Origin of the sequence: Archangium sp. Cb G35 (assembly GCF_001896145.1) — a bacterium.
GTDB lineage: Bacteria > Myxococcota > Myxococcia > Myxococcales > Myxococcaceae > Archangium > Archangium violaceum.
This window is the reverse complement of record NZ_MPOI01000002.1, coordinates 898,243-910,461: the sequence shown is the minus strand read 5'-3', so window position 1 is coordinate 910,461 and position 12,219 is coordinate 898,243. Positions and strand designations below refer to the sequence as shown.

Annotated in this window: 9 protein-coding genes; 3 read left to right on the top strand and 6 right to left on the bottom strand. The window is 69.3% G+C overall.

Translation table 11 applies throughout. The features are described from left to right. Nucleotides 1-27: 27 nt before the first annotated feature. Nucleotides 28-972 (top strand): LysR family transcriptional regulator, encoded by a 945-nt coding sequence (locus BO221_RS10250; RefSeq protein ID WP_073560180.1) that lies wholly within the window; start codon nt 28-30, stop codon nt 970-972. A gap of 2 nt (nt 973-974) precedes the next feature. Here the strand turns inward: BO221_RS10250 and BO221_RS10245 are convergent, their stop codons facing one another. After that, nucleotides 975-2,033 (bottom strand): NAD(P)-dependent alcohol dehydrogenase, encoded by a 1,059-nt coding sequence (locus BO221_RS10245; protein ID WP_073560179.1) that lies wholly within the window; start codon nt 2,031-2,033, stop codon nt 975-977. Nucleotides 2,034-2,141: 108 nt separating this feature from the next. Here BO221_RS10245 and BO221_RS10240 point away from each other — a divergent pair, with 108 nt between their 5' ends. Next, complete coding sequence (locus BO221_RS10240) at nt 2,142-3,065, top strand: LysR family transcriptional regulator (protein WP_073560178.1); 924 nt, start codon at nt 2,142-2,144, stop codon at nt 3,063-3,065. A 24-nt stretch (nt 3,066-3,089) separates the two neighbouring features. Next, a complete protein-coding gene (locus BO221_RS10235) occupies nt 3,090-4,190 on the top strand; it encodes an ankyrin repeat domain-containing protein (RefSeq protein WP_073560177.1) in 1,101 nt (366 codons plus the stop codon). 531 nt (nt 4,191-4,721) lie between these two features. Here the strand turns inward: BO221_RS10235 and BO221_RS10230 are convergent. From BO221_RS10230 to BO221_RS10210, 5 genes are read right to left on the bottom strand one after another with little or no spacing between them, the layout of a single operon-like run. Continuing rightward, nucleotides 4,722-6,725 (bottom strand): acetyl-CoA carboxylase biotin carboxylase subunit, encoded by a 2,004-nt coding sequence (locus BO221_RS10230; RefSeq protein WP_073560176.1) that lies wholly within the window; start codon nt 6,723-6,725, stop codon nt 4,722-4,724. A 10-nt stretch (nt 6,726-6,735) separates the two neighbouring features. Next, nucleotides 6,736-8,352, bottom strand: coding sequence for an acyl-CoA carboxylase subunit beta (locus BO221_RS10225; protein ID WP_073560175.1), 1,617 nt, complete (start codon nt 8,350-8,352; stop codon nt 6,736-6,738). A 1-nt stretch (nt 8,353) separates the two neighbouring features. Next, nucleotides 8,354-9,232: an SDR family oxidoreductase gene (locus BO221_RS10220; protein ID WP_073560174.1), complete on the bottom strand. Its 879-nt coding sequence runs from the start codon at nt 9,230-9,232 to the stop codon at nt 8,354-8,356. A gap of 14 nt (nt 9,233-9,246) precedes the next feature. Beyond that, nucleotides 9,247-10,413 (bottom strand): acyl-CoA dehydrogenase family protein, encoded by a 1,167-nt coding sequence (locus BO221_RS10215; protein ID WP_073560173.1) that lies wholly within the window; start codon nt 10,411-10,413, stop codon nt 9,247-9,249. A gap of 35 nt (nt 10,414-10,448) precedes the next feature. Next, on the bottom strand, nt 10,449-12,143 hold the full coding sequence (locus tag BO221_RS10210) for an acyclic terpene utilization AtuA family protein (RefSeq protein WP_073560172.1): 1,695 nt from the start codon (nt 12,141-12,143) through the stop codon (nt 10,449-10,451). Between the last annotated feature and the right edge of the window lie 76 nt (nt 12,144-12,219).

Below are 12,219 nucleotides of genomic sequence, written 5' to 3'. Positions count from 1 at the left end.
CGCGTCATTTGCCTTCTGGATGTGGGAATGATTGAGATTCACGGCGTGAATCTCGCCACCTTCGACCTGAACCTGCTCCGCGTGCTCGACGCGCTCTTCATCGAGCAGAGCGTGGGGCGCGCGGCGGCTCGCTTGCGGCTCTCGCAGCCGGCCACCAGCAACGCGCTGGCCCGCCTGCGCGACGCGCTCGGAGACCCGCTCTTCGTGCGAAGCCGTCAGGGCATGGTGCCCACCGCGCGGGCCCAGGCCCTGCGTGGGCCGCTCACGCTCGCGCTGCGGCAGCTCCAGGAAGCCCTGATGCCGCCCGAGGACTTCGCGCCCGAGACCGCGCACCGCACCTTCGTGCTGGCCGCGAGCGACCACGCCCAGCTCCTCGTGCTTCCCCAGCTCGCGGCGCAGCTCGCGCGCTACCCCGGCGTGAAGTTTCGCGTGGTCCCGCTCCCACGTGACTTTCCCACCGTCGAGCTGGAATCCGGAGAGCTCGACCTGGTCCTCGGCGTCTTCGACCTCGCTCCGGGGGATCGTGCACCGCGAGGACTCCAGCGGCAGGTGTTGGTGCGCGAGCGCTTCGTGCTCGTTGGCCGCGCGCACCATCCCGCCTTGCGCAATCCGCGGCAGTTGGACCTGTCACTGCCACAGCTCCATGTCTCACCGCGCGGCGGCACCGAGGGGCGCTTCGAGCGCAAGACGAAGCTCCGCCGCAACGTGGTGCTCTTCACCCCGCACTACCTCGTGGCGCCCTGGGTGCTGGCGAGCACCGACATCATCGCCGCGCTGCCGGAGCGGGTGGCGCGCCGCTTCGCCGAGGCCTTCCCGCTCACCGTGGTGCCGGTGGAGCGCCCCCACGAGCCGCTCCGCGTGCAACAGCTCTGGCATCCGCATCGGCAACAGGAGCCCGCTCACCGCTGGCTCCGTGAGCAGGTGCTCGCCGCCGCGCGCGCGTCACCCGTGGGGGAGGGGGCCTCCGGCTGAGCCTACCGTGCGGTCTCGCTGGAGAGCGACGCCAGGTCGATGACGAAGCGGTAGCGGACATCCCCCTTGAGCATGCGCTCGTAGGCCTCGTTGATCTTCTGGATGGGGATGATCTCGATGTCGGAGACGATCTGGTGTTTGGCGCAGTAGTCGAGCATCTCCTGCGTCTCGGCGATGCCTCCGATGCTGGAGCCGGCCAGCCGCTTGTTGCCGTTGATGAGCGAGAACGCGCCCACGGGCGCCGGCTCCGGCGGAGCGCCGACGAGCACCATCGCGCCCTGGGGGCGAAGCAGGCGCAGGTACTGGTTGTAGTCGTGCGGCGCGGAGATGGTGTCGATGATGAGGTCGAGGCGGCCCGCGAGCTTCCGGAAGGTGGCTTCATCCCGGGTGACCTCGAACCCCTGTGCGCCCAACCGGCGGGCATCGGCCTCCTTCGCGCGTGAGGTGCTGAGCACCGTCACCTCGGCCCCCATGGACGCGGCGAACTTCACCGCCATGTGGCCGAGCCCGCCCAGGCCCACCACGCCCACGCGGTCACCCTTCTTGCAGTTCCACTGCCGCAGAGGCGAATACGTCGTGATGCCGGCGCACAGGAGGGGCGCCGCGCTCGCGGGATCCAGGCCCGCGGGGACCTTCAGGGCGAAGTGCTCGGCGACGACGATCTGCGAGGCGTAACCGCCGCGGGTCGGCGTCTTCCGGTCCATCTCGGTGCTGTTGTAGGTGTAGGCGACGCCCTTCAGGCAGAACTGCTCCAGGTCCTGACGGCACGACGCGCAGTCACGGCAGGAATCCACCATGCAGCCGACGCCCGCCATGTCGCCCACCTTGAGCTTCGTGACGTGCTGGCCGACCTGCTTGACCCGGCCGATGATCTCGTGACCCGGCACCATGGGGAAGATGGAGCCGCCCCACTCATCACGCGCCTGGTGGATGTCGGAGTGGCAGACGCCGCAGTAGAGGATGTCGATGAGCACGTCATGGGGGCCGGGCTCGCGCTGCTCGAACGAGAACGGCGCCAGGGGCTTGTTAGCGGCGGCGGCGTAAGCGAGGGCTTTCAGCATGGTGTCTTCCTTCAAGAGGGGGATTGACTCGACCGCTCCTGATATGCACCGGATACATCGCATCCGAAACTGGCGGAATGCACATGGGCCACTTAGAAAATCTTCACGATGGCCCTGACCCCACTCAATGCCCTGCACGGCTTCCTCGCAGTCGCCCGCCACCGTGGCTTCGCGCCCGCTGCCTCCATGCTGGGCGTCTCTCCGTCCGCCTTGAGCCAGGCCGTCCGCCAACTGGAGGAGCGCCTGGGTGTCACCCTGCTCACCCGGACCTCCAGGAGCGTGGCACTCACGGAGGCGGGCCGGCGCCTGCTGGAGAACGCCGGGCCGGCCGTGGACCAGGCGCTCGATGCGCTCAAGACGGCCTCGGCTCAGCCGGGCGAGGTGACGGGACGGGTCCGGTTGTCCGTCCCAGCGATCGCCGTGCCCGTCGTCGTCGCTCCCTTGCTGCCCCGCTTCCATGCGCTCTACCCGAAGGTGGAGGTGGAAGCCCGGGTCGAGGACCGCTTCGTGGACATCGTGGCGGAGGAGCTCGACGCGGGCATCCGTCTGTCGGAGTCCATCGAGCGCGACATGGTGCAGGTCCGGCTGTTCGAGCCCAGCCGGTTCGTCGTGGTGGCCGCGCCAGCGTACCTCGAGCGGAAGGGCGTCCCGGAGACGCCGAAGGAGCTGCTGTCGCACGAATGCATCTGCATCCGCTCCACGACCACCGGTGGGCTCTATCAGTGGGAGCTGGAGCGCGGGCAGCGGAACTGGCGCATCCCGGTCCAGGGGCCCATCATCACCAACGACACGACGCTGATGCTGGAGATGGCCGAGGCCGGCATGGGGCTCATGTACGCGTTCGAGCCCACCGTCGCCGAGCGGCTACGGCGTGGGAGCTTGAAGGTGGTCCTGGAGCCCTTCGCGCCCGTGGTCCCCGGCCTCTTCCTCTACTTTCCCAGCCGTGCCCAGGTCTCGCCGGCCCTGCGGGCCTTCGTGGACGTCGCACGCCAGGCCGCGGCGGAGCGGAAGCCGCGGAAGCGCGGGTCGTGACCCATGAAGGTTCAGGAGGCACACATGACGCAACAGCAGTACGAGTTGGAGAGGCTGATCCGCAGGATCCGGGACCACCACTACATCGAGACCTACGTCAAGCCGAAGAACGAGGCCGAGTACCTCGAACGTCTGAAGGAGGAGCAGGCGGAGAACGAGGTGACGCTCGGGGAGATCCGGAAGCTCCTCGCCTCGGGCGTAGGACTGGACTTCGAGACGGTGAACCGCCACACGCCGCTGCTCATCGCCGTCACCCAGGACAACGTCGAGCTGATCCAGCTCCTCATGGAGTACGGCGCGGACATCCGCGCGCCCGTCCACTACGACACGCCGCTGCACCGTGCCGCGGAGTTCGGCGCGGCGCGCGTGGTGTGCTTCCTCATCGAGCAGGGCGTGGACCCGCGCGCGCCGTCACCGGGCGGGAGCACCGTCCTGGGCCGCGCGCGCGGCTCGCAGCACAGCAAGGGCGTGGTGTCCCTGCTGGTGGAGTTGCTGAAGCCAACGAAGTCGCAGCGGCCGCCGCCTCCCAAGAAGGCGAAGGACCTCTCCGAGGAGAACGTCCTGCGCTACCTCGCGGCGGAGGCGCCCGCGGGCGTGAGCGCCGAGTCCTGGGCGCGGTTGCGGCTGCTCATGGAGGGCGTCTTCGTGGAGGAGCACTCCATCACCCTCGACGAGTTCTACGAGGGCATCCAGGAGCAGTCCTCGTTCAGGCCGGACCTCGTCTTCGCCGCCATCGGGCTCATCCAGGCGGTGTCCACGCGCGCCCCCAAGGACAAGAAGGTCAAGAAGCTCTCCGCCTCGACGCTGTGCCACCACGGCAACCTGGAGATCGACGGCAAGCTGAACATCGGCTCGCTGCTGGTGACGGGCAACCTCACGGTGAAGGGCACCGCGTCCAACGTCCAGGGCCGCGCGCTGTTCGTGGGCGGCGACTTCACGTGCGAGACGTTCAAAACGGAGGGCCCGGTCATCATCGGTGGCGACCTCCAGGCCTCGCTCGTCGATGCCTACTACAACGACTATGCGTTGGAGGTTCGCGGCACGCTGCGCGCTGACAAGCTCGTGGTCGAGAAGCACGTCGTGAAGGCCGGGAGCTTCGAGGTCCAGGAGCGCATCGACAAGTGATGATCGGCGAGACCGGTCGATAGTTGCAGGTGCTACCAGATGGCGCACAGGGGCCTTCTCCAAAAGCCCTCGGTTTCCTCCTATGTTCGGAGCGGACGCCAGGCACGCGTCCATTCTCGCCGCCGAGGTTCCCGAGCAGATGGCCGTGAACTACTGCGTGCCGTAACAGCCGCCGCTCCAGTTCCTTCCGGGAGCTCGACGGCGCGCGCGAGTCGCCAGCAGGCAGTGTCCCGCCCACTGGCGACTCGTGCCCGGTGTTCCTTCAGCGGAGGCCCGGTGGTTCGGGCTGAGGATTCAATCCACCTCGGATGTGGGTCTTGACCTTCATGTGCGTGCTCCAGGTTGTCGCGTCGAGCTGGATCAACCCGGCGGGTCGGGTTGTGGATTGAATCCACCCCGGATGTTCGTCTTGACCTTCATGCGCTCGCTCCTGGGTAGTGCTGCGTTTCGTCCGGGCTGAGCACGGGAGCGGGGATTGTGAGCGCGGTCCGAGTCACTCCTTGGCGCCCGCGTGGAGGGCGAGCAGGCCGCTCACTCTCCCCCGGGCGAGACGACCGCGACGACGTGGCGTGCAGGCACCTGCGCCCCGACCGTGACGTTCACCGCCGTGACGACACCGTCGGTGGGCGCGACGAGCGGCGACTCCATCTTCATCGCCTCGAGCACCACCAGCACGTCGCCCCGTTTCACGGTCGCTCCGGCCTCGGCGTTCACCCGGATGATGCGGCCGTCCATCGGCGCGCGCAGGCGGCCGTCGCTGGCGCGCTCGCGCTCGGAGGGCAGCCGGAAGGAGACGTCGTGGAGGTGGCGCGTGACGCCATCGAGCGAGCACCACAGGGTTCCACCCGCGCGCCGGTACCGGACCGCGCGGCGCCTTCCCGCCACCTCGGCCTCGGCGTGCTCGGCGGCGATGGAGCGCAGGGACAGCGCGACACGGATGTCGCCGATGTGGACTTCGTACTCCGCCGGAGCGACGGGGCGGACCGAGGCGCGGAACTCCGAGGCCCCATCATTCAGGACGATCGGCACCGGCAGGGCGTAGGAACTGCTCCATCCGGCGATCGTCGCGTCGAAGCCTCCCCGCCGCGCGAGTGCCACCGCGTCGTCGTGGAAGAGCAGGGCGGCCAGGACGGCCTGGTCCTCGGCGGAAGCCTGTCCGAGCGCCCGCAGCGTCTCCGGGGGCATGTGCGTGGCGACGAAGCCCGTGTCGTACCGGCCGGAGATGAACGCCTCGTGCGCGAGGACGTGCTGGAGGAACGTGCCATTCGTGGTGACACCGAACGCCGTCAGCTCCCGGAGCGCCGCGGCCAGCCGCTCGCGTGCCGTCTCACGGTCCGGCCCGTGCGCGATGAGCTTCGCCTGCATGGAGTCGTAGAACGGCGTGATCTCCTGGCCCTCGCGCACGCCGTGGTCGACACGGATGCCCTCGCCAGCCGGCGGAGCCCACGCGAGGAGCCGGCCCGTCTGGGGAAGGAACCCGTGGGCCGGGTCCTCCGCGCACAGCCGCACCTCGATGGCATGCCCGCGGAAGGCGATTTCCGGCTGCGTCAGCGGGAGCGGCTCGCCGTCCGCGACACGCAACTGCCACTCGACCAGGTCGAGCCCCGTCACGAGCTCCGTCACCGGGTGCTCGACCTGCAGGCGCGTGTTCATCTCCATGAAGAAGAAGTCGCCGCTTGGAGCGAGGAGGAACTCGATGGTCCCCGCGCCGCGGTATCCGATGGCGCGGACCGCCTGCACCGCCACGGCCCCCATGCGCTCGCGCAGCGCTGGCGTGACAGCGGGGGACGGGCTCTCCTCGACCACCTTCTGGTGCCGCCGCTGGATGGAGCAGTCGCGCTCGCCGAGGTGCACCGCGTTTCCGTGCTCGTCCGCGAAGACCTGTACCTCGACGTGACGCGCGCCTTCGATCGCACGCTCGAGAATGAGCTCGCCACTGCCGAAGGCGTTCTCCGCCTCCGAGCGTGCGGAGCGGATGGCGTCGAGCAGTGCACCGGGCTCGCGAACGAGGCGCATGCCACGCCCGCCGCCGCCCGCCGCCGCCTTCACCATGACAGGGAACCCGATGCGCTTGCCTTCATTGACCAGGGCTTCGTCGTCGAGCGACTCGCCGGGACGGGCGGCCTCGTAGCCGGGGATGCACGGCACGTCGGCGGCCTGCATGCGCAGCTTCGCCTGCCGCTTGTTTCCCATCAGCTCGATGGCTTCCGCCGGCGGCCCGATGAACACGAGGCCGGCCTCCGCGCACGCGCGCGCGAAGTCCTCGTTCTCCGAGAGGAAGCCGTAACCGGGATGGATGGCATTGGCACCGGACGCCGCCGCCGCCGCGAGCACCCGCTCGATGGAGAGGTACGACTCCTTCGCGGGTGCGGGCCCCAGGCGCACCGCCTCGTCGGCGAGCCGAACGTGGGGGGCGTCCTGGTCCGCGTCGGAGAAGACGGCGACCGTGCGCAGGCCGAGGCGGCGGCAGGTCCGCAGCACGCGCACGGCGATCTCACCCCGGTTCGCCACCAGCACCTTGTGAATGCGCTTCATGGTTCCCTCGCTACAGCCGGGCGACGCCGAAGGTGTTGGGCGAGACCGTGCGGCGCCCGGCCTCCTCGCACGTGGCCAGGATGAACCCGAGCACCCGCCGCGTGTCCCGTGGATCGATGACGCCGTCGTCGAACAGCCGCGCGCTGCAGTGGAAGGCATCCGACTCGCGGTCGAACTGCTCGATGAGTGGCCGCGCGAATTCGTTCATCGCTTCCTCGTCGACAGGCTGGCCGGAGCGCCGGGCCTTCTCGGCCATGACGATGGAGAGCACCTTCGCCGCCTGCTCGCCGCCCATGACCGCCGTGCGCGCGTTCGGCCAGGCGAAGATGAAGCGCGGGTGGAACGCGCGGCCGCACATGCCGTAGTTGCCCGCGCCGAAGGAGCCCCCGAGCAGGATCGTCACCTGCGGCACGGTCGCGTTGGCCACCGCCTGCAACATCTTCGCGCCGTGCTTCACGATGCCGCCCTGCTCCGACTGGGTGCCCACCATGTAGCCGGTCGTGTTCTGCAGGTAGACGATGGGCGTCCGCGCCTGACAGCACAGCTGGATGAACTGCCCCGCCTTCGTCGAGCCCCTAGGCGTGATGGGCCCGTTGTTGCCGATGATGCCAATCGCCCGGCCCTCGAGGCGCGCCCAGCCACAGACGGTGAGCGCGTCGTAGTCGTCCTTGAAGGGCGTGAAGTCCGAGCCATCCACGAGCCGCGCGATCACCTCGCGGCAGTCGTAGGGCCGCCGGTAGTCGATGGGCACGACGCCACACAGTTCCTCCGCCGGGTAGCGGGGCGGCTCGAAGGCGGAGTGCGCGGGCGGCGGCGAGGCATCGTTCCACCCGAGCGACGCGACGACCTCACGCGCGATGCGAACCCCATCGGCGTCGTCCTCGGCGAGATGGTCCGCGGTACCGGCAACAGTGGCGTGCATCTCGGCGCCGCCGAGCTCCTCGTCCGTGGCGACCTCGCCCGTGGCCGCGCGCAGGAGGGGAGGGCCGGCGAGGAACACCTTCGCCTTTCCGCGGACCATGATGACGTGGTCGGAGAGCCCCGGAATGTACGCGCCGCCGGCCGTGCTCGAGCCGTGGACGATGGTGACCTGGGGGATGCCGGCCGCGGACAGCTTCGCCTGGTTGTAGAAGGTCTCCCCGCCCGGGATGAAGATCTCCTGCTGATAGAGCAGGTTCGCGCCGCCGCTCTCGACGAGCGACACGACGGGCAGCCGGTTCTCACGCGCGATCTCCTGCGCGCGCAGCACCTTCTGGGTTCCCCAGGGCGTGGCGGTGCCGCCCTTCACGGCGGAGTTGCTCACGCTCACGAGGCAGCGCACGCCCGAGACGAACCCGATGCCGATGATGGTATTGCCGCCGGCAAGCGAGCCATCGGTGTCGTCGTGGTGCTTGTAGCCGCAGAGTGTCGAGAGCTCGAGGAAGGGGGAACCCCGGTCGAGCAGCAGCGCCAGGCGTTCGCGCGGCAGGATCTGCCCGCGCTGCTGGAACTTCTCGCGGGCCAGTTGCTCGGTGTCACGCGACTTCTGCTCGATGGCGCGCAGCTCGGCGACACGGGCGAGCATCTCCTTCCGGTTCGTGACGAAGGCGGAGGAGGCCGGTTCGATGCGGGAGACGAGCGTTGGCACGTCACTTCTCCTTCGGGCCGTCGAGGATCTTCGGCGGCGCGGCGAGATGGAACCCCTCGTACGGCTTCGAGCGCGAGTGAGCCGGCAGTGGGAGGGTCTTCGTGTTGCAGGACGCGCCCCCGTCGATGCGGATGACCTCGCCGGTGATGAACGCCGCCACGTCGGAGAGGAGGAACACGATGGCTCCGCTCACCTCTGCCTCGGTGGCGAGCCGGTGCAGGGGCACCTGCCGGCGCAGCTGGGGAATGAGCGCGCGGATGGCCGGATCCTCGTAGGTATCGAGGCCGCTCGAGGCGACCCATCCGGGCGCGACGGCGTTCACGCGAACCCCGGCGGAGGCCCACTCGACGGCGGCCGTCTGCGTCAGGTTGAACATGCCGGCACGCGCCGCGCCCGAGTGCCCCATGCCCGGCATGCCATTCCAGGCGTCCGCGAGCATGTTCACGATGGCCCCGCCGTGCTCGCTCATGGACTGTGTGAACACCTCGCGTGCGACGAGGAATCCGCCGGTGAGGTTCGTCGCGACGACCGCCTCGAAGCCCTTCTTGGAGATCTGCGTGAGCGGCGAGGGGAACTGCCCGCCCGCGTTGTTGACGAGCCCGTCGATGCGGCCGCGCGCCTGGACGACGGTGGCGACCATGGTGCGTACCGCCTCCTCATCGCGGATGTCCACGGCATGCTGCGTGGACGCATGTCCCTCGGCGGCGAGCTCTCCGGCGACGCGCGCGAGCTTTTCCGGCTTGCGGCCGACGAGGACGACGTGTGCGCCGAGCGACGCGAGTTCATGCGCGGTGCACCGGCCGATGCCGCTGCCCGCACCGGTGACGATGATGGTGCGGTTCGCGAAGGTGCCAGGAGCGAAGACTGAACGGTATCCCATGGTGTGTATTTGCCTTAGCCGCGCGGCCTGCGGGGAAGGGTGCCCATCGCCTTGCTGATGATTCCGAGCATCACCTCATCGGCTCCGCCGCCGATGGAGCCGAGGCGCAGGTCGCGGTAGGCGCGTGCGACGGGGTTGTCCCAGGTGAAGCCCATGCCGCCCCAGTACTGGAGACACCCATCGGCGAGCTCGCGGGCGAGGCGGCCCGACTTGAGCTTGCACATCGAGGCGAGCTTCACGACCTCGGCGTCGTCCTTGTTCTCCACGTACAGCTCGACGGTGCGGTAGATGAGCGCCCGGAGCGCCTCGACCTCCGTCTGCAGCTCGGCGAGCCTGAAGTGCACGGTCTGGTTGTCGAGAATCGGCTGCCCGAACGCCTTGCGCTGCCGCGTGTACTCGGCCGTCTGCGCGATGAGCCGGTCGAAGGTGACGAGCGTGCTCGCCGACACGAAGAGCCGCTCCTCCTGGAACTGCTGCATCTGCATGGCGAAGCCGCGCCCCTCCTCACCGATGCGGAAGCGCACCGGCACACGCACGCCGTCGAAGAAGAGCTGCGCCGTGTCGGACGCCCACATGCCGAGCTTGCGGATCTTCGACCGGGTGATTCCGGGGCGGTCCATCGGCACGATGATGAGCGACTTGTTCGCGTGTGCCGGCCCGTCGCCCGTGTTGGCGAGCAGGCAGATCCAATCCGCCTGCATGCCGTTGGTGATCCACATCTTGCTGCCGTCGATGACGTAGTCGTCGCCGTCTCGGCGCGCGGTGGTCGTCACCCCCGCGACGTCGGAGCCGGCACCCGGCTCGCTCACCGCGATGGAGCAGACGCGCTCGCCAGCGAGCGTCGGCGCGAGGAACTCCCGCCGGAGCGCGTCGCTGCCGAAGCGGGCGAGGGCGGGAGTCGCCATGTCGGTGACGACACCGATCGCCATTGGCAGCGCGCCGCAGGTGCAGTGGCCGAGCTCCTCGGCGAAGGCGACCGAGAACGACGCGTCGAGCCCGAGCCCGCCGAACTCCGCCGGCTTGGTGATGCCGAGCAACCCGAGCTCACCGAGCTTCCGGAACACCTCTCGCGCGGGGAAGATCTCCGCGGCCTCCCAGGCGTCGATGTGCGGGTTCAGTTCCTGTTCGACGAACTTGCGGACGGTCTGGCGGATGGCGCGGTGTTCCTGGGTCTGCTGCATGGGCTTTCTCGGTGGGCTTGGGAGCGTGCGAAGGGTCAGAGAAGCTGTTCCGGTACCTCGACGTGGCGTGCGCGCAGCCACTCGCCGAGCGCCTTGGCCTGTGGGTCGAAGCGGGTGGACGACGAGACGCCCTCTCCGAGGAGGCCCTCGACGACGAAGTTCAAGGCGCGCAGGTTCGGAAGCACATGCCGGTGGATCCGAAGCGCGCGCGTCTCTGGCAACAGCGCGCGCAGCTTCTCCTCCGTGAGGGTGTGCACGAGCCAGCGCCACGCCTCCTCGGTGCGGACCCAGACGCCGATGTTCGCGTCCCCGCCCTTGTCTCCACTGCGGGCCAGGGCCACCCGGCCGAGCGGCACGCGCCGGGTGGGTCCCGGCGTCAGTGGCGCTGGCGGTGCCGGCTCCGGAACCGCTTCGAGCCTGAGCGTCTCTTCCGGGGGCGCCACGTCGATGCGTGTTCCATCCGGAAGCACAGAGACGTGCGGCACCTTCCGCGCATCGACCCAGGCCGGCGTGTAGACACCGAAGGGCGAGGCGTCGCCGGGAATCGCGGTCATGAAGAAGCCAGGGTAGCTGGCCAGCGCGAGCTCCACCGCGGCGCTGCTGAAGTGGCGTCCGACGACCTTCGAATCGGCATCCTTCGCGCTGACGCGCAGTGTCGCCGAGGACTGCTCCTCGCTCGGTGCGTCGGCGTGGTCGGTGCGCGCGAGGGTGTAGACGAGCTCGGCCGGCCGCGGGTCGAGCGCCGCGTCGAACTGCGCCCGCACGAGCGCGGCCTTCTCCTCGATGTCGAGGCCGACGAGCACGAAGCTGGCCTCGTTGCGGAACCCGCCGAGCCGGTTCAGGCACACCTTCACATCTGGAGGTGGCGGTTCTCCGCGTACGCTCGACAGGCGCACCCGGTCGGTGCCAGCGGCCTCGATCGTGATGGTGTCGAAGCGCGCGGTGGCGTCGGGGCCGGCATAGCGGGGGCTGGCGATCTCGTAGACGAGCTGGGCCTTCACGGTATCGACGGTGACGGCGCCGCCGGTGCCCGGGTGTTTCGTGATGATGCTCGAGCCGTCGGCGAAGATCTCCGCCAGCGGGAATCCGGGCCGGCGCGTGTCGAGCTCTCCGAAGAACGCGAAGTTGCCACCGGTCGCCTGGGCACCGCACTCGAGGACGTGGCCGGCGGCCATGGCGCCAGCGAGGCAGTCCCAGTCGTGGCGCTTCCAGCCGAAGTGGGAGGCGGCGGGGCCGACGACGAGCGAGGCATCGGTCACCCGCCCCGTGACGACGATGTCCGCGCCCGCGTCGAGACACGCCGCGATGCCCCAGCCGCCGAGGTACGCGTTCGCCGTGAGGGGCTGACCGAAGCCGAGCTCGTCCGCTCGTCCGACGAGGTCGTCACCCTCGACGTGCGCGATGCGGACCGGCAGACCGAGCTTCGTGGCGAGCGCGCGCAGGTCGTTCGCGAGCCCCGCCGGGTTGAGGCCACCCGCGTTCGCGACGATGCGGACCTTCTTCTCGATGGCGAGGCCGAGCGTCTCCTCGAGCTGGCGCAAGAAGGTCTTGGCATATCCGCTCGCCGGGTTCTTCAGCCGGTCGCGGCCCAGGATGAGGAGCGTCAGCTCGGCCAGGTAGTCGCCCGTGAGGAAGTCGAGCGGACCGCCTTCCAGCATCTCGCGGAACGCGGAGAAGCGGTCGCCGTAGAAGCCGGATGCATTGCCGATTCGCAGCGATCGAGCGTCCATCGACCCTCCCGTGACGGTGAGGAGTGAGTCTGTCCCCCTCGCCCGGAAAAAAGCAAGCGTGATTGCTTTTTTTCAG

Excerpts from the sequence above, each read along its gene's own strand:
- BO221_RS10220 (WP_073560174.1), bottom strand. The coding sequence starts at position 9,232 with ATGGGATACCGTTCAGTCTTCGCTCCTGGCACCTTCGCGAACCGCACC.
- BO221_RS10245 (WP_073560179.1), bottom strand. The coding sequence starts at position 2,033 with ATGCTGAAAGCCCTCGCTTACGCCGCCGCCGCTAACAAGCCCCTGGCG.
- BO221_RS10235 (WP_073560177.1), top strand. The coding sequence starts at position 3,090 with ATGACGCAACAGCAGTACGAGTTGGAGAGGCTGATCCGCAGGATCCGG.
- BO221_RS10210 (WP_073560172.1), bottom strand. The coding sequence starts at position 12,143 with ATGGACGCTCGATCGCTGCGAATCGGCAATGCATCCGGCTTCTACGGC.
- BO221_RS10240 (WP_073560178.1), top strand. The coding sequence starts at position 2,142 with ATGGCCCTGACCCCACTCAATGCCCTGCACGGCTTCCTCGCAGTCGCC.
- BO221_RS10230 (WP_073560176.1), bottom strand. The coding sequence starts at position 6,725 with ATGAAGCGCATTCACAAGGTGCTGGTGGCGAACCGGGGTGAGATCGCC.
- BO221_RS10215 (WP_073560173.1), bottom strand. The coding sequence starts at position 10,413 with ATGCAGCAGACCCAGGAACACCGCGCCATCCGCCAGACCGTCCGCAAG.
- BO221_RS10250 (WP_073560180.1), top strand. The coding sequence starts at position 28 with ATGATTGAGATTCACGGCGTGAATCTCGCCACCTTCGACCTGAACCTG.